General features: G+C 60.9%; 10 protein-coding genes and 1 tRNA gene. 9 read left to right on the top strand and 2 right to left on the bottom strand.

Translation table 11 applies throughout. The features are described 5' to 3' along the window. The first annotated feature begins 766 nt into the window (after nt 1-766). Nucleotides 767-4,411 carry a vitamin B12-dependent ribonucleotide reductase gene (locus VXL81_RS08080; protein WP_340545680.1) on the top strand — a complete coding sequence of 1,215 codons (3,645 nt, stop codon included), beginning with the start codon at nt 767-769 and terminating at the stop codon, nt 4,409-4,411. Nucleotides 4,412-4,607: 196 nt separating this feature from the next. Here VXL81_RS08080 and VXL81_RS08085 read toward each other — a convergent pair whose 3' ends face one another. After that, entirely contained in the window at nt 4,608-5,783 is a 1,176-nt protein-coding gene (locus VXL81_RS08085; RefSeq protein ID WP_416553704.1) for an MFS transporter, read from the bottom strand. Nucleotides 5,784-6,207: 424 nt separating this feature from the next. Here VXL81_RS08085 and VXL81_RS08090 point away from each other — a divergent pair, with 424 nt between their 5' ends. Genes VXL81_RS08090 through VXL81_RS08120 form a run of 7 tightly spaced genes read left to right on the top strand, consistent with a single transcriptional unit; the run spans nt 6,208 to nt 13,545 of the window. After that, nucleotides 6,208-6,954 (top strand): FadR/GntR family transcriptional regulator, encoded by a 747-nt coding sequence (locus tag VXL81_RS08090; RefSeq protein WP_416553706.1) that lies wholly within the window; start codon nt 6,208-6,210, stop codon nt 6,952-6,954. After that, nucleotides 6,947-8,098 carry an aminotransferase class I/II-fold pyridoxal phosphate-dependent enzyme gene (locus VXL81_RS08095; protein WP_340545677.1) on the top strand — a complete coding sequence of 384 codons (1,152 nt, stop codon included), beginning with the start codon at nt 6,947-6,949 and terminating at the stop codon, nt 8,096-8,098. Before VXL81_RS08090 ends, VXL81_RS08095 begins: the two co-directional genes overlap by 8 nt. Nucleotides 8,099-8,139: 41 nt before the next feature. Further along, on the top strand, nt 8,140-9,396 hold the full coding sequence (locus VXL81_RS08100) for an ABC transporter substrate-binding protein (protein WP_340545676.1): 1,257 nt from the start codon (nt 8,140-8,142) through the stop codon (nt 9,394-9,396). Continuing rightward, complete coding sequence (locus VXL81_RS08105; RefSeq protein ID WP_340545675.1) at nt 9,378-10,328, top strand: carbohydrate ABC transporter permease; 951 nt, start codon at nt 9,378-9,380, stop codon at nt 10,326-10,328. The genes VXL81_RS08100 and VXL81_RS08105 overlap by 19 nt, the downstream gene beginning before the upstream one ends. Nucleotides 10,329-10,336: 8 nt before the next feature. Beyond that, nucleotides 10,337-11,188, top strand: a complete 852-nt coding sequence (locus VXL81_RS08110) for a carbohydrate ABC transporter permease (protein ID WP_416534881.1) — start codon at nt 10,337-10,339, stop codon at nt 11,186-11,188. An 11-nt stretch (nt 11,189-11,199) separates the two neighbouring features. After that, the gene (locus VXL81_RS08115) at nt 11,200-12,267 is read left to right on the top strand and encodes an ABC transporter ATP-binding protein (RefSeq protein ID WP_340545673.1); all 1,068 of its coding nucleotides are present in this window, start codon (nt 11,200-11,202) and stop codon (nt 12,265-12,267) included. Nucleotides 12,268-12,291: 24 nt separating this feature from the next. After that, a complete protein-coding gene (locus VXL81_RS08120) occupies nt 12,292-13,545 on the top strand; it encodes an AGE family epimerase/isomerase (protein ID WP_416553708.1) in 1,254 nt (417 codons plus the stop codon). Between the two features lie 227 nt (nt 13,546-13,772). Here VXL81_RS08120 and VXL81_RS08125 read toward each other — a convergent pair. Next, a tRNA-Asn gene (locus VXL81_RS08125) sits at nt 13,773-13,847 on the bottom strand. A gap of 457 nt (nt 13,848-14,304) precedes the next feature. Between VXL81_RS08125 and VXL81_RS08130 the strand changes: the two genes are divergently transcribed. After that, on the top strand, nt 14,305-17,250 hold the full coding sequence (locus tag VXL81_RS08130) for a hypothetical protein (RefSeq protein ID WP_416553710.1): 2,946 nt from the start codon (nt 14,305-14,307) through the stop codon (nt 17,248-17,250). Nucleotides 17,251-17,264 lie beyond the last annotated feature (14 nt).

Here is a 17,264-nt window from a genome sequence, read left to right on the forward strand (position 1 = left end):
TCACAGGGCTGTCGGCGTTTCGCGTTCCAGCTGACCGATCCGATGGGGGCGCAGATCCGTCATCCGCGGACGGGCAGGGGCGCTGTTCAGTCGGCGAGGGCTCGCTGAGGAGATTCGGACTGGTTTCCAAATTATGACCAAATCGGGCGTCTCGCTATGTCTGTTAAGGGTTGCTTAACCAACTGACGCGCGTTGGCGTCGATTTCCTTTTACGCTTCGTGCCAACAGGGAAAAAAAACACCTCGGCACGCCTTCTATCTGGTGGGCGTGTATTTCATTTTTTCAACCCTCGGCCTGGTTGAGTGATTTCTGTTTCAGAAGAGTTCGCTGCTGCCGTTGATGCGGCGTGACATGCGGCAAGCCCCTCTCCGCAAGGGGATTTATCGCGTGGGATGGATGGGGCTCTTGGGACCGTGCCAGGTAAAGTGATCAACTCTGAATCGCAGCTTCGTGATCGACCGCAGACCATTAAGCTATCGTCAACGAAAAAGATGGTTACGAAAGCCTAAAAATGCCGTTGACCCCATATGCCTGAATACGTCAAATTGTGTACGTCGGATGATGCAGCACAAAATATGGTGGATTTCACCCGGTGCTACACCAGACCAAGCAAAGCATTTAGCGCTGGCGGATATGGGGCCTCGGCCCTGGCACGCATCTTATGTGAGGTGCGCAGCAGGGTGTTTTGCGGCGAAGAACGAGAAGAGACGCGTCGGCCAAAAGGCGTGATTTGTGACAGTGGGACTGCAAAAAAGAGGCAGATGGCATGAAGATTGAACGGAAATTTACAAAATCTGGGCAGGACGCATATGCCGATCTGGACTTTGTCCCTGCAACGTCGGAGATCCGCAATCCAGACGGCACCATTGTGTTCCGTCTTGAGGGCGTCGAGGTTCCGGCGGGCTGGAGCCAGGTCGCCAGCGATGTGATTGCGCAGAAATATTTCCGTAAAGCCGGCGTCCCGAGCAAACTGAAAAAGCTCCGTGAAAAAGGCGTGCCCGAGTTCCTATGGCGCTCGGTTCCGGCCGGTGATGATGTGGAATTTGGCGGCGAGACCTCCTCCAAACAGGTGTTCGACCGTCTGGCCGGCGCCTGGTGCTACTGGGGCTGGAAAGGCGGCTATTTCTCAACCGAGGAAGACGCGCGCGCCTATTTCGACGAGATGCGCTATATGCTGGCGACCCAACGCGCCGCGCCGAACAGCCCGCAGTGGTTCAACACCGGTCTGCATTGGGCCTATGGCATCGACGGCCCAGCACAGGGTCACCATTATGTCGATTACAAAACCGGCCAGCTGACCAAATCTGACAGCGCCTATGAGCACCCGCAGCCCCATGCCTGCTTTATCCAGTCGGTCTCTGACGATCTGGTGCAGGACGGCGGCATCATGGATCTTTGGGTTCGTGAGGCGCGGTTGTTCAAATATGGCTCCGGCACCGGCACCAATTTCAGCCATCTGCGCGGCGAAGGCGAACCGCTGTCCGGCGGTGGCAAATCCTCTGGCCTGATGGGCTTCCTCAAGATCGGTGACCGGGCAGCCGGGGCGATCAAATCCGGTGGCACCACCCGTCGCGCCGCAAAAATGGTGATCGTCGATGCAGATCACCCGGATATCGAACAGTTCATCGACTGGAAAGTGATCGAAGAGCAGAAGGTGGCCTCCATCGTCGCAGGCTCCAAGATGCACGAGAAGATGCTGAACGGTCTCTTCGAGGCCATTCGCAGCTGGGACGGGGCCGAGGCTGACGCCTATGATCCGGCCGTCAACGATGGGCTGAAAAAGGCAATCCGCGAAGCCAAGAAGGTCGCCATCCCCGAGACCTATGTGAAGCGCGTGCTGGACTATGCCAAGCAGGGGCATACCTCGATTGAATTCCCGACCTATGACACCGACTGGGACAGCGACGCCTATAACTCGGTTTCCGGTCAGAACTCCAACAACTCGATCCGGGTCACCAACGCCTTCCTTCATGCGGTGAAGAAGGACGCCGACTGGCAGCTGATCAACCGGGTCGATGGCAAGGTCGCCAAAACCGTGAAGGCACGGGATCTGTGGGAAAAGGTCGGTCATGCGGCCTGGGCCTGCGCCGATCCGGGCATCCAGTTCCACGACACAGTGAACGAGTGGCACACATGCCCCTCCGACGGTGAGATTCGCGGCTCAAACCCTTGTTCGGAATATATGTTCCTGGACGATACCGCCTGTAATCTCGCGTCGCTGAACCTGCTGACCTTCCTCAAGGACGGGGTGTTCCAGGCCGAGGATTACATGCACGCCTGCCGTCTGTGGACGGTGACGCTGGAAATCTCGGTGATGATGGCGCAGTTCCCGTCCAAGGAAATCGCGCAGCGTTCCTATGATTTCCGCACGCTGGGTCTTGGCTATGCCAATATCGGCGGCCTGCTGATGAACATGGGCTACGGCTATGACAGCGCCGAAGGGCGCGCGCTTTGCGGTGCGCTGACCGCGATCATGACCGGCGTGTCCTATGCCACCTCCGCCGAGATGGCCTCCGAGCTGGGGCCGTTTGCCCGCTACGAGCAGAACGCAAGCGACATGCTGCGGGTGATCCGCAACCATCGCGCAGCCGCGCACGGCGCGGTCGACGGCTACGAAGGCTTGGCCGTGAAGCCGGTGCCGCTTGACAGTGCCAACTGCCCGGACCCGCGTCTGGCGGAACTGGCGATGAGCAGCTGGGACGAGGCGCTGGAGCTGGGCGAACGTCACGGGTTCCGCAATGCGCAGGCCACCGTGGTGGCCCCAACCGGCACCATTGGCCTGGTCATGGATTGCGACACCACCGGGATCGAGCCGGACTTTGCGCTGGTGAAGTTCAAGAAGCTGGCCGGCGGCGGTTATTTCAAGATCATCAACCGCTCGGTCCCCGCCGCGCTGGAGGGGCTGGGCTATTCCCCGGCCCAGATCGAAGAGATCGTCTCCTATGCCGTGGGCCATGGCACCATCGGCAATGCGCCGGGAATCAATCACACCTCGCTGGCCGGTCACGGCTTTGGCCCCAATGAGCTTGCGAAGGTCGATGCGGCGCTGGAGTCGGCCTTTGATATCCGCTTTGTGTTCAATCAGTGGACGCTGGGCGAGGATTTCTGCACCGGTGTTCTGGGCATCCCGACGACTAAGCTGAACGATCCGACCTTTGACCTGCTGCGCCATCTGGGCTTCAGCAAGCGCGATATCGAGGCGGCGAATGACCATGTCTGCGGATCCATGACGCTGGAAGGTGCGCCGCATCTGAAGGAAGAGCACTATCACATCTTTGATTGCGCCAATCCTTGTGGCAAGAAAGGCAAGCGTTATCTGGGGGTTGATAGCCATATCCTGATGATGGCCGCAGCCCAGAGCTTTATCTCCGGTGCAATCTCCAAGACCATCAACATGCCCAATGACGCCACCATTGAGGATTGCCAGAAGGCCTATGAACTCAGCTGGTCGCTGGGGGTGAAGGCCAATGCGCTGTACCGTGACGGCTCCAAGCTGAGCCAGCCGCTGGCGGCGGCACTGGTTGAGGACGACGATGAGGCGGCCGAAATTCTCGAAAGCGGGTCGCAGCAGGAAAAGGCCATCACCCTTGCCGAGAAGATCGTCGAGAAGGTGGTCATCAAGGAAATCGTGAAATCGCATCGCACCAAGATGCCTCAGCGCCGCAAGGGCTATACCCAGAAGGCGGTGGTTGGGGGCCATAAAGTGTACCTGCGCACCGGCGAATATGAGGATGGCAACCTTGGCGAGATCTTCATCGACATGCACAAGGAAGGTGCCGGTTTCCGGGCGATGATGAACAATTTCGCCATCGCGGTATCGGTTGGCCTGCAATATGGCGTGCCGCTGGAGGAGTTTGTCGACGCCTTCACCTTCACCAAGTTTGAGCCCGCGGGCATGGTGCAGGGCAATGACTCGATCAAGAATGCGACCTCCATTCTGGACTATGTGTTCCGTGAGCTGGCGGTCAGCTATCTCGATCGGACCGATCTGGCTCATGTCAAACCGGAAGGCGCCAGCTTTGACGATCTGGGCCGGGGCGAGGAAGAGGGTGTCTCCAATCTCTCGGAACTGAGCGAAACCGCTGCGACGCGGTCGCTGGAGGTGCTGAAACAGATTTCCTCCACCGGCTATCTGCGTAAGCGTCTGCCGCAGGAACTGGTCGTATTGCAGGGCGGACAGACCGAGCTGCTGGCCAATATCGGGGGCGATCCGGTCGCTGCCTTGCAGTCGCTGGTGCCTGAGACATCAGCCGTTGCGCCTGCCGCGTCCGGCGGCATGGATGCCCGCACCAAGGCCAAGATGCAGGGCTACGAGGGCGAGGCCTGCGGCGATTGCGGAAATTACACGCTGGTGCGCAATGGCACCTGCATGAAATGCAACACCTGCGGCGGCACCTCTGGCTGTAGCTGAGTGCTGATGGAATTGGACTGTGACCGTCGCGGCGATGCTGTCGCGCTGGTCGGAAACCCGGGGTGGGTGCGCTCACCCCGACACGGATCGGGACACAGGCAACAACCTCGGGCGGTAACAAGAACCACCTGATCCGTGCACCTGGGAGGGGGAGGCCACAGCGCCTCCCTTCTTCTTTTTGGGTCCGGAGCTTGGTTTAGCTGCGTTTTAGAACCCTTGAAAATATAACGATAAACGCTGAAAGCGCTGCAAGGATCACAAAGGCGGCAGGCAGCGACAGCAACTCGGCGGTAATGCCGATCATGGGTGGACCGATCAGAATGCCGCCGTAGCCGAATGTCGCGACACTGGCGATGGCAGCGCCTGCGGGCAGTTCGGGATCACTGGCCGCGCGGCTGAAGGCGAGCGGCATGACCAGCGCATAGCCGATACCCATCAGGGCAAAGCCAATCATGGCAGCAGCGTAGCTGCCAAACACCACCGCGATCAATGCGCCAAGACAGGCGCTGGCACCGGCCATGCGCGCGGCGCTGACGGCCCCAAGCCGCGCAACCACAAGATCGCCGATCAGCCGCATTGCCACCATAGCGACCGAGAAAACGGCAAATCCAAGCGCGGCATCCGCTTCGCTGGCGCCCGTCGTCAGCACCAGAAAGATCGCGCTCCAGTCGGCCATCGCGCCTTCGCCAACGGCCCCGCAAAAGGCGACAAATCCCACCGCAACCAGCGGTCCACGGGGCAGAAGCGATGGTTTTGTCATCGGATTCTTGGGGGCGGGGTCGGCAGTCCAGGGGATCTGAGCGACCGAGAGCGTCAGAAGCGCTGCGATCCCCCCGGCGAGCAGGAAATGCAGCGGGATTTCTGCCCCGACGGAGGCCGCGCCGTAGCCAGACAGCGCACCAAGCCCGGCCCCAAGGCTAAACATCGCGTGAAAGGACGACATCATCGGCCGTCCGGCACGTTTCTCCACCTCGCTTGCCCATGCGTTCATCGCTACGTCCATGCTGCCATGGGCGGCACCAAAGACAAAGAGCGCGGCCGCCAGCAGCGGCAGGCTCGGCGCCAGCGCCAGCAGCACCAGCCCGAGGACATAGGCCAGCGCCACCCGACGGGTGACATGGGCGGCCCCCATCCGATCTGCCGCCCGTCCGGCAAGCGGGAAGGAGAGGATCGCGCCTGCAGCCATTAGCAACAGCAGCAACCCCAGCGCGCCGGGCGTCAGCCCGTGGCTGTCGGCGACGGCCGGGATGCGCGACGCCCAGATCCCAAACAGGGCGCCGTTCAGCACAAACATCGCCGCAACCGCGCGCCATGGCGTGCGCAGCTGGAACCGGGAAGACGGACGGGTCGGGTGAGGGCTGGTTACGGGCACGCGAAATCCTTTTTACGGTAGAAACTGAGGTCTCAAATCTGGCGGGCCCATACCGGCTTGGGACATCTGACGGGACCACTTGGCGCAGACAAATCCTCGCCAGGATTTTCGCAGAGTGATTGGAACTCATTTCCGGTGCAAGCGGTTTTGGCCCAATGTGCGGCAGGTGCCCGGGTGGTTTATTCGGGCCGTATTCGGCGCGGCAGATGGATCGAATCGACGTCAGCAGGGGCCGGTTGATTTGCAAGAGCGTCTGTTCCGATCCGGCTCCGATCTCTGCGTGGTGCCTTAGCATGTCTTTATAACGCGTTGAATATGCGCGTTTATATAATGTCCGACAATACTGTTGATAATGTCCGACATTATTGCCATGCTGTGACAGGAACCGGGTCTGGCCAGCGCCAGATCGCATGAAAGGCACAGCATGGCAGCGCGTGATCCGAACCAGACAGCCCATCACATGGCGCCGCTTCCGGCGCGCAGCACTAGCCGGGATGTCCTTGAAGCACTGATCCGCATGATTGAGGCTGACGGGCTGGGTGTGGGCGATCGCCTGCCGCCAGAAGTGGAGATCGCCCGTCAGCTGGGCGTAGGCCGGTCCAAGGTGCGCGAGGCGCTGACCGCCTGGCAGAACATGGGCATCGTGACCCGCAACAAGAAGGCCGGGACGCGACTGGCGACGGAGGTGGTGTCAAATGCCATCCATCTGCCGGTGATAGTCAAGCTGGAGGCCGAGAGCCTTATGCGAACCCATGCGGTTCGGCGCCCGCTGGAACTGGAAACCGTCCGCCTGGCAACCCGCAACATCACCCCGCAAAGCGCCCGTATCATCATGGGCCGTGTGACCGAGCTGATCGCGATTCACGGTGCCGGAGAGGACTGGCGCGCCTCCGATTACCGGTTTCACGAAGCCCTGCAGGAGGCCTGCGGCAACCCGTTGTTCGGTCAGCTGATCCAGCAGATCCAGCATGGGTTCAACGAGGTTTACGAAGCGCCATTCGGCAAGCCGCATCTGGGGGAATCCTCGATCCCGCTGCACCTGCCGCTGGCCGAAGCGGTGGTCGCGGGCAATGAGGAGGAGGCGATGAAAGTGATGGAGCGCATTCTCGACATGGTCGAAGCGGAGATCCGCGAGTCGATGCAGGCGATGGTGGAGGGACATGATGACTGAGGACTTGGGCCTGGCCACGTTGATGGCGGCTGTTCTGGAGGATCGCAACGGCGCGATCACCCCGCCGATCGTACAGACATCGCTGTTCAGTTTTGACAGCTACGAAGCGTTTGAAGATCGCATGGCCGGGCGCAGCGATACGGCGATATACACAAGGGTCCAGAACCCGACGGTGGCGGCTTTTGAGGGGTTGATGGCCAAGGCCGAGCAGGGCGAGGCGGCCTGCGGATTTGCCTCCGGGATGGCGGCGATTTCCTCGACGCTTCTTGCCTTTGTGAAACCGGGTGACAGGATTGCCTGCGTCGAACATGTCTACCCCGACAGCTATCGTTTCATGGAACGGCTGTTGCGGCCCTTTGGGGTTGAAATCGACTATTACGCGCCGAGGCAGCTGGAAGAGGAGCCGGACCTGCTCAAGGGCGTGCGGCTGGCCTATCTGGAAAGCCCCAGCTCGGTGGTGTTCCAGCCTCTGAACCTCATGAAGGTTGCAGCCCATGCAAAACGGCATGGCGTGCTGACGATGATCGACAATTCCTGGGCCAGCCCTGTGTTTCAAAAACCCCTGACCCAAGGCATTGATATCGTTTTGCATTCAGCATCGAAATATATCTCCGGCCATTCCGATACCGTGGCGGGCGTGGTGGTGTCTTCGCAGGCGAATATCGACCGGATCCGTGATCTCACGTTGCCGTTGCTGGGTGGCAAGCTGGCGCCGTTCGAGGCGTTTCTGCTGACCCGAGGCCTGCGCACGCTGGCGGTGCGGATGCGCCAGCACGAGGCCACGGCGACGCTCTTTATCGACCGTCTTTCGGCCTTGCCGCAGGTGCGCCGGGTGCATTCTCCGGGCCCAAACGACGTGCCGGGTCTCACCGGGCGGTCCGGTCTGATGTCGGTCGAATTTGATGACAGCGTGGATATCCCGGCATTTGCCAACGCGCTGACCCATTTCCGGCTGGGCGTCAGCTGGGGTGGATTTGAAAGCCTGATCCTGCCGGCCCGCGTCGGGCTTGCGCAGATCGGCGAAGAGAACTCGATGCAACGTTTTGGAGTTTCGCCGAACCTCGTTCGGCTGAACCTCGGGCTGGAGGAGGCCGAGGACCTGTGGGCGGATATAACATCCGCCCTCGCGACTAGCACGGTCTGACAGGGCCGTGTGCACCGTCACACGACAAGGGGAAGGACAACATGAAAAAAATTCTGACAGGGATCACGACGGCGGCCATGCTGATGGGCAGCGCCGCCTACGCGGAGACGACGCTCAAGCTGGTTGAGGTGATCACCAGCCCGGAACGCACCAAGGTGCTGCAGAGCATCGTTGACGGCTACGAGGCCGCCCATCCCGATGTTTCCGTCGAAATCATCAGCCTGCCGTGGGGGCAGGCGTTTGAGAAGCTGGCGACTATGGTTGCCGGCGGCGATATCCCCGATGTTGTCGAAATGCCCGACACCTGGCAGGCGCTTTATGCAGGCTCCGGCCAGCTGGCAAGCCTCGCCGATCATGTCGCCGACTGGGAGCATGGCGCAACGCTGACAGACAAGACGATCGCAATGGGCAGCCAGGCGGGTGATCTCTACATGATCCCCTACGGGTTCTACCTGCGCGCGATGTTCTACAACAAGAAACTGCTGGCCGAAGCCGGTGTCGAACCGCCCGAAACCATGGAAGACTTCATGGCGGCATCGGCTGCGGTATCGGAACTGGACGGCAAATCAGGCTACTGCCTGCGCGGTGGTCCGGGTGGCACCAACGGCTGGGTGATGATGGCGGCTGCGATGAACGGCACCAATGACTTCTTCACCGATGATGGCAAGAGCCGCATGAATGAGCCAGGCTCGGTCGAGGGCATCCAGTTCATGCTTGATCTCTACCAGAAGGGCTATGCCCCGAAGGATGCGGTCAGCTGGGGCTTCAATGAGATCGTCGCCGGTTTCTATTCTGGCACCTGCGCTTTCCTCGATCAGGATCCTGACGCGCTGATCGCGATTTCGGAGCGGATGCCAGCCGAGGATTTTGCGGTGATCCCGATGCCTGTCGGCCCCTCCGGCAAGGCATTCCCGACCATTGGTTTTGCAGGCTGGTCGATCTTCAATGCGACCAAGCATGAGGACGAGGCCTTTGATCTGGTGGCGGCGCTGTCTGCACCTGAGGCCAATGGCACCTGGGCCAAGCGAGTTGGTGTGATCCCGGTCCATAAGGGCGCCGATCAGGACCCCTATTTCCAGACCGAGCAATTTGCAGGCTGGTTCAAGGAGTTGAACGGTGAGCAGTATGAGCCGACCACCATGCCGACCTTTCTGGAGAAATGGGGCTATTTTGCAAGCACCGTGGTTCTGGAAACCAGCCAGGAAGCGCTTCTTGGTCAGCGCAGCGCACAGGATCTGGCCGATGAATGGGCGGATTTCCTGACCGGCGAATATGCGAAATGGCAGGCAAAGCAGTGATTGCGCGCGCCCAAAAAAACGTCGTGCCCGGGGGAACCGGGGCACGGCGCTCGCTCTACTGGCACTATATGGTTGAGCCGTTTCTCTACCTGTCGCCGATGATCCTGTTGATCGGCAGCGTCATGCTGATGCCGCTGGTGATCGGGGTGTCCTACTCGTTTCAGGCCATTGAACTGCTGAATCCTTTCGACACTGGCTGGGTCGGGTTTGAAAACTATCAAAAGCTCTGGACGGATCGCAAATTCTGGATCGCGCTTGAGAACACCTTCTTCTGGACGTTCTGGTCGATCTTCTTTCAGTTCTTTCTCGGGCTGGGGCTGGCGATGCTGCTGAACACGCAGTTCTTTGGTAAGAAGCTGTTTCAAGCGCTGGTGTTTCTGCCCTGGGCGGTGCCGACCTTTCTGTCAGCCCTGACATGGGCCTGGCTGTTCAACCCGGTGATCGGACCGATCCCGCACTGGCTGGCCGCGCTTGGGGTGCTGTCGGAGCCCTACAATATCCTGGGTGATCCTGATCTGGCGATCTGGGGGCCGATCACCGCCAATATCTGGTTTGGCGTGCCGTTTTTCGCCATCACGCTGCTGGCTGCGCTGCAGTCCATTCCGGGTGAGCTGTACGAGGCTGCCGAAATCGACGGCGCCAGCGCGTGGCAGAGCTTTACCAAGATTACCCTGCCGTTCCTGGCGCCAATGATTGCCATCACGGTGATGCTGCGCACCATCTGGATCGCCAATTTTGCCGATCTGATCTTTGTGATGACCGGGGGTGGTCCGGCCAATTCAACGCAGATCCTGTCCACCTACATCTTTACCACCGCGTTCCGCAAACTGGACTTCGGCTATGCCTCGACCATTGCGGTGGCGCTGCTGATCATCCTTCTGGCCTATGCTGTCATCCTGCTGTGGATGCGCAGACGGCTGGTCAAGATCTGAGGATCACCATGGCTAATATCGCGCGTTCATCCAGACGTCATCCAGCGCTGGCGCTTGGGAAATATGCCGCCATCGCATTCTATCTCGGCTTTGCGCTGTTTCCGCTCTACTGGCTGATGAAAATCGCCGTTACGCCCGATGCGCTGATCTTTTCCGAGGGCACGCGGATGCTGCCCAGTGCAGTGACGTTCGAGAATTTCGCCACCGTGCTGTTTGAGACCGAGTTCCTGGCCTATTTCCGCAACTCTCTGACAGTCTCGCTCGGCACGGCGTTCTTCACCACGCTGATTGCGGCCGGGGCGGGCTATGCCTTCTCGCGATTTGTCTTTGCGGGCAAGCGGATCATCATCGGTGTGATGCTGATCACCCAGATGTTCCCGCTGCTAATGATCATCGCGCCGATCTACAAGATCGTGGCTGATCTGGGCCTGCTGAACTCGCTCACCTCGCTGATCGTGGTCTACACCGCCTTCAACATCCCATTTGCGACCTTCCTCATGCAATCCTTCTTTGACGGGATCCCAAAGGATCTGGAAGAGGCCGCGATGATGGATGGCTGCACCCGGTTTCAGGCGCTGCGCACGGTGGTGTTTCCGCTGACCCTGCCGGGGCTGGGGGCGACGCTTGGGTTTGTCTTTACCGCCGCCTGGTCCGAGCTGCTGTTTGCGCTGATGCTGATTTCAAAAAATGACGCGATGACCTTCCCGGTCGGGCTGCTGACCTTCGTGTCGAAATTCTCGGTGGACTGGGGGCAGATGATGGCGGCTGGCGTGCTGGCGCTGGTGCCAAGCTGCCTGTTCTTCATTTTCATACAACGCTACCTGGTGCAGGGCCTCACGTCCGGCGCGGTCAAAGGATAGGGGGCCGGATCATGGCACGGATCGAACTCAGAGATGTTGCGAAACGCTATGGCGCTGTTGAGGTGCTGCGCGATATCAATCTTGATATTCAGGACGGTGAATTCATCGTTCTGGTCGGGCCATCAGGCTGCGGCAAATCTACCCTTCTGCGGATGATCGCAGGGCTGGAGCCGATCACGTCTGGCGATTTCGAGATCGACGGGCAGCGCATGAATGACGTGCGGCCACGGGATCGCGACATTGCCATGGTGTTCCAGTCCTACGCGCTTTATCCGCATATGGATGTGGCGCGGAACATGGGGTTTTCCATGGAGATCCGCAAGGAACCGGCAGAGGAGCGCAGATCGCGCGTCGCCAAGGCCGCTGAAACCCTAGGCCTGTCGAAACTGGTGGATCGCTTGCCCAAGGCGCTATCGGGCGGGCAGCGCCAGCGCGTTGCCATGGGGCGCGCCATCATCCGCGATCCGCGCGCGTTCCTGTTTGATGAGCCGCTGTCCAATCTGGACGCGGCGCTGCGTGTGGAGATGCGGCTGGAGATTGCTCGGCTGCACAAGCAACTGGGCGCTACGATGATCTATGTGACCCATGATCAGGTCGAGGCGCTGACGCTGGCGGACCGCATTGTGGTGTTGAATGGAGGCGATATTCAGCAGGTCGGATCGCCGCTCGATCTCTATGAGCGGCCCGCCAATAAGTTCGTGGCGCAGTTCATCGGCTCTCCCACGATGAACATATTGCCGGTATCCGGGGCCGATAGCGGGGTGATGGCCCGCAATGGCATGATGCTGACGCTTGATCATCTGCGCGACACCGCCGCAGCTGTGGATCTGGGAATCCGACCGGAGCATCTGGATGTGGTGGCACCGGGTGAGGGGGATCTGACTGCGGTTGCAGATGTGGTTGAACGTCTGGGATCGGACACAAACATCTATGCCAATGTCGATGGGCTGGGGCCGCTTCTCGTGCGCAAACATGGCAATATCCCGGTCCGAAACGGGGATCGGCTGGGATTGCGGGTGCAGCGGCAGAATGCTCATATCTTCAACGCAAATGGCAGGGCCATCCGGCCCGCTGCCTGACGTGCGACACAAAGGAGAGTAGCCATGGTCACGCCGAACCCTGCCGGAGCGCTGGATGCAGCCGGTTTCTGGCTGGACGACCCGGATCACCGCGCTTTTCTGATAGCGGATGCTCGTCGGCAACTGGGTTTCTTTTCTGCGAGTCTCGGCAAGGGACCGGGCTTCCATACCCTTGATGCCGCCGGTCAGCCATTGCCGGACAACACACAGGAGCTGCACACAACCACGCGTATGGTGCATTCCTACGGGCTGGCGCATATCTGTGGCTATGCCGGTGCTGACCGGATCATTGACCATGGCATCGCCTATCTCAACAGTCATCATCGCGATCGCGTCCATGGCGGGTATCTTTGGGCGATGAAGGGCGACACGGTCGCTGATGATCGCAAACTGGCCTATGGGCATGTCTTCGTGCTGCTGGCGGCCTCCACTGCCAAGCTGGCCGGGCATCCAGGTGCGGATGCGTTGCTGTCGGATGTCGCCGAGGTGCTGGACCACAGATTCTGGGAACCGCAGGCGCAGCGCTTTGCTGATGAATGGAACCGGGACTGGACGCCGTTTTCATCCTATCGCGGCATGAACGCCAATATGCACGGGGTCGAGGCGCTGCTGACAGCCTACGAAGCCACCGGCGAGTCGATGTTCCTGGAGCGAGCGGGGCATATTCTGGCGTTTTTTGTCGGTGATATCGCCGGGCAGGACGGCTGGAGACTGCCAGAGCATTATACCGACGAGTGGAAGATTGATCGCCCCTATGCCGGTGATCCGATGTTTCGGCCTGCGGGCACCACGCCGGGCCATTCCTTTGAGATGGGACGGCTGCTGTTGCAGCACTGGGATCTGGCCGGACGGCAGGATCCAGGCGTTCCATGCCGCGCCCGGAAGCTGATCGAGCGGGCCCTGGCGGACGCCTGGCTGCCGGATGGCGGATTTGCCTATACGCTTGACTTTGAGGGTAAGGTTGCGATGACCAACCGCTTCTGGTGGCCGGTAACCGAGGCCATCGGCGCGGTTGCCGCTTTGATCAGGCTGGACGCCCGGGCCGAGGACGAGCTGTGGTATCGCCGCCTCTGGAGCTTTGCACAGGCCCATTTCATTGATGAAGAGCGCGGTGGCTGGTATCCCGAGATTGACCAGGCGGGGCAGGTGACGCAGACGATTTTTACCGGCAAGCCGGATATCTACCACGCGCTTCAGGCCTGTCTTTTGCCAATGGGCGCCTTGCAGTTTGGCCATGTGTCAGGGTTGAAACAATTGCCGACACCGCTGTTGTCCTGAGCACGGTGCGCACCTGAAAAAAACCGGTCCGATCACCCATCCATCTGCCGCTAGTGCAGCGCTTTGGCCCGGACATTGGTGAGCCCCGCTCGACCCGGACGGCACCTGCGCCGGGCCGAGCAGGGCGGCCGACATTATCGCGAAATATCGACGCGATGACACCGTAAAAAATCCCGACATCAACCAAATAAGGGCTTAGCGAATGAACGCTAAGCCCTTGGAAACTTTGGCTCCGGCGGTAGGGATCGAACCTACGACCAATTGATTAACAGTCAACTGCTCTACCGCTGAGCTACGCCGGAATGTGGGGCTGATATATGGCGTGCATTCTGGCGCGTCCAGAGAAAAAATGCCCTCGGCTGCATTTTTTTGACAGCTCGATCGCGCAGGGTTTTGGGCCGTGGCAGGGCTGGGGCAATTGGCGGTCTGCGCCGCGTGATGTCCAGCAATATTCCGTCGTCCGGCGATACGGGGCGTGCTGCCGCGCGGCTACTTTCCGCATAGAAACTGTGGTAGGCTTACCGGATGGGGATCTTTCGATCTTGCAAAGCGACCGGCGCGGCGGGTGTCGGGAGACGCGGCTGGACAAGCCAATCTCGGCAGGAGAGACGAGATCGAAAATACCAGAGCCGAAGAGGCGGGACCGCGCGACTGAGTGCGGCGGTGTTCCCCCGCTAATGGGCCATCCCCGAGGGTGTCGAGCGATAATTTTGACACAGACAGAGCATCGCCAAGGGCGTGTGCTCGAAGGGGGACGACATGGCGAAAGTGACATTTCCGGGACGTTGGCCGCCGTCGGCAAATCTTGCCAGCAGCACGGTGAAGGCCTGGCTGCGGTACGAGCGCCAGTATCCGGGTTCGCGCCGCCCGTCGCGGCTGATTTCACATCCGACGGCCCCTTATGTCGCAGAGGCCACCGCCGGGGCGGCTGACGGGCCGATCAATCTGGCTGCGCTGACCGGCGCGGCGGCCGACTATCTGAAACACCTGAGAGCCTATGTGAATGCGACAACTCCGCCTCTGGGCGCGGCGGACCCGATGCTGGACCTGATTGCAGGTGTCGCCTCCGCTGGAAGCCTGCTTCACTGGTGCGATATCTGGCCGGAAATTGATGGGCCGTCGACCAGGTTGAAAGGGCAGATTGCCAGTTGGAACATGTCACGCAATCCGAAGGGTGCGATGCCGGGCACCGTGATCCTGGTCGCGACCGAGGGGATCGAGAACCCATTGCTCTCGTCGTTCCTGATGCGGTTTCCCTCAGCAGGATTTCGGGTGCCGGTTGAGGTGCGCCAGACAACACGCGGCTTTGATCTGATCATCCGTGGTCTGACAGCTGAATTCCCGGGCGGTGCAAATCGCGCGCTGTCGGCGATCCTGGCCAACAGCAGTGCTGACGAAAAACAGTCCATTCTGAGCCGGTTGGCGCAGCCGTTGTCAAGCGTTCCGATCGGGTTTCAGGCGGCAGATGATCCTGCAACGGCCGAACCGCAGGCCGCCACGGATACCGGCGATTTGCCGACGGCGTCGACCACCGATGATGCTGCGGACAGCGACACGGGCGGCGAGGCGCCCCCGGTCGTATCAGCGCCGCGCATGATGTCGATGCTTGAGGAAACTATCGCCAAACAGGCGGGGGTGGAGGCGCGGTCGCTGTTGTTGCAGGATATCCAGTTTTCGGCAGAACAGGACAATGTCGCTGCGGGGGCCTGGGAGATGACGCTGGTCCTGCTGGCGCGCGGGCAGGAGACAACGCGCGGCGCGCCGCTCAGCTATCGGCTGACGGTGCGTCTGCGGTTACAGGACCTCGCTCAGAACAGCGTCGAAGTTGTGTCGGTGACGCGGGTGCCGCTGGTGAGCCATGCAGTGGCAGGTGGTGGCCCCCGGGTGCCGGAGCTGGAGCCATTTGTGCGGGTGTTCCCGGTGCCGCCACCGGATTGGCGCGGGCACCCGGCGCCGCCCTTGTCCTGGCGGCGCCCCACGCGGCCGGACAAGATCCTTGACCTGTTCCGCGAAAATCGCGCGATTAAGCTGGATCTGGGGATGAAGATGCAGCGACCGGCCTATGTGGTGCGCAATTGCCCGCGTTTTGTGCCGGGTGATGGTCACGGCGATCTGCCCAAGCCGCTGCCGCCGATGGATGTGTCAGATGTGCCGCCACGCCGCAACCTGTCCACCGCAATCAGCGCCTATTGGCATAGCACGGTGTTCTTTGACAGCATGAGCGGGCTGGGTTTGGCACCGGATGCCTATGTTGCGACGGCGGACGGACCGCTGGCCGTGCATTACCGCTCGGGCATCGTGCCCGGACCCGGCAGAAGCGGTCGGACAATCAACGCGCAGGTGCGTTACGACGTGGCGCCGGATGCCGCCCAGCAGAGCAAGCCGAGCATCGACATGCATCTGGCGCTGGCCAATCTCAACCGCTGGGCCAGGGTCAAGCCGGGGACGCCAGACAGCCAGCTGGAGCCGCTGGGCATCGCCAGCAGCGGGCGCTGGATGCTGCATGAATTCGGTCATTACCTGCTGGCGGCGCGGATCGGGCAGCTTGAGTTCGATTTCGCCCATAGCGCCGGCGATTCCATGGCGGCGGTTTTCTTTGACCCGTTGTCGGATCTGTCCAGCCCGGCCTATCCGGGCGATGCACGGATGCGGGGATGGACCTTCCCGTTTGTCTTTGCGCCACGGCGGCACGATCGCACCCCGGCCATGGGCTGGGGCTGGTACGGTCTGCTGAACCGCTCGGTTGTTGAGGATCCGCCCAAGTCCGGCACCGAGCATAAGGCCTATCTGACGGAGCAGATCCTGTCGTCGTCATGTTTCCTGCTTTACCGCGCGCTTGGCGGCGATACGCTGGCAGGGAGCGACGCCGATTGGGGGCAACGCACCCGCGCCTCCGATATGACGCTGTATCTGCTGCTGCAGGCAATGGCAGGTCTGGCGCAATCGCCGTCGCGCGCTGAAATGCTGGAGGTTGGGATGGAAGCCGCAGGCTGGGGTGCCCCGGCGTTGGTTCCGCTGCCCAGAGGCGGGGCAGAGTGGCAGCCGGCAACCTCGCACAAGGTGACACGATGGGCCTTTGAAACCATGGGCATGTTTCCGGCGAACCCGGAGAAGATCAGCAGCAAGGCGGGAGCGGCCCCGGTGGTGGATATCTACATCCGCGATCGCCGCGCCGATGTTTTTCCAACTGGTGATGGCCCGGTGACAGTGGGGCGCGGCAGCTATCTGCCGGTCTCTCTGCACTGGGCGCAGGATGCTGATTGGGTGATGCCGGGACTGGTGCCGGATCTCGGTAACCGGGGAACGGTCGCGGCGCAGGGTGCGGGGCTGCGCGTCTGGGGCGGATGGGTCCTGAACGATAAACCGATCTCGCAGATTATGGACCGAAGCATCCTCTGGAGTCCGCATCCGCTTGCGCTGGGGCCTTGTGACATCGGCCCGGATCAGCAGGCGGCATCGGATCTGACGCAGAATGACGCGCAGCAGATCACGCAGCTCTGTAAAGATACGCGCAATGCAGCACCCGCAGGGCTGCAGCTGGTGTTTTTCTATGAGCTGACCCATGTGAATGACCGCGCCAATACCGACCCCGCAGCGGGACTGGCGCCGCAGATCGGCGCAGGCGAAACCCCGCCACAGACGGTGCAGGCCCTTGTCGATCTGGTCGCCTGTGACAACAATCTGGGCCTGCACATGATCGGCTAGAGTCGGGAGCCAAG

Source organism: Phaeobacter sp. JH204B, assembly GCF_048055755.1.
In the GTDB taxonomy this organism is placed as follows: domain Bacteria; phylum Pseudomonadota; class Alphaproteobacteria; order Rhodobacterales; family Rhodobacteraceae; genus Phaeobacter; species Phaeobacter bryozoorum.

What these genes read in the sequence shown, in the direction of transcription:
- VXL81_RS08080 (WP_340545680.1), top strand. Translation starts at nt 767, where the DNA reads ATGAAGATTGAACGGAAATTTACAAAATCTGGGCAGGACGCATATGCC.
- VXL81_RS08090 (WP_416553706.1), top strand. Translation starts at nt 6,208, where the DNA reads ATGGCAGCGCGTGATCCGAACCAGACAGCCCATCACATGGCGCCGCTT.
- VXL81_RS08095 (WP_340545677.1), top strand. Translation starts at nt 6,947, where the DNA reads ATGACTGAGGACTTGGGCCTGGCCACGTTGATGGCGGCTGTTCTGGAG.
- VXL81_RS08100 (WP_340545676.1), top strand. Translation starts at nt 8,140, where the DNA reads ATGAAAAAAATTCTGACAGGGATCACGACGGCGGCCATGCTGATGGGC.
- VXL81_RS08105 (WP_340545675.1), top strand. Translation starts at nt 9,378, where the DNA reads ATGGCAGGCAAAGCAGTGATTGCGCGCGCCCAAAAAAACGTCGTGCCC.
- VXL81_RS08110 (WP_416534881.1), top strand. Translation starts at nt 10,337, where the DNA reads ATGGCTAATATCGCGCGTTCATCCAGACGTCATCCAGCGCTGGCGCTT.
- VXL81_RS08115 (WP_340545673.1), top strand. Translation starts at nt 11,200, where the DNA reads ATGGCACGGATCGAACTCAGAGATGTTGCGAAACGCTATGGCGCTGTT.
- VXL81_RS08120 (WP_416553708.1), top strand. Translation starts at nt 12,292, where the DNA reads ATGGTCACGCCGAACCCTGCCGGAGCGCTGGATGCAGCCGGTTTCTGG.
- VXL81_RS08130 (WP_416553710.1), top strand. Translation starts at nt 14,305, where the DNA reads ATGGCGAAAGTGACATTTCCGGGACGTTGGCCGCCGTCGGCAAATCTT.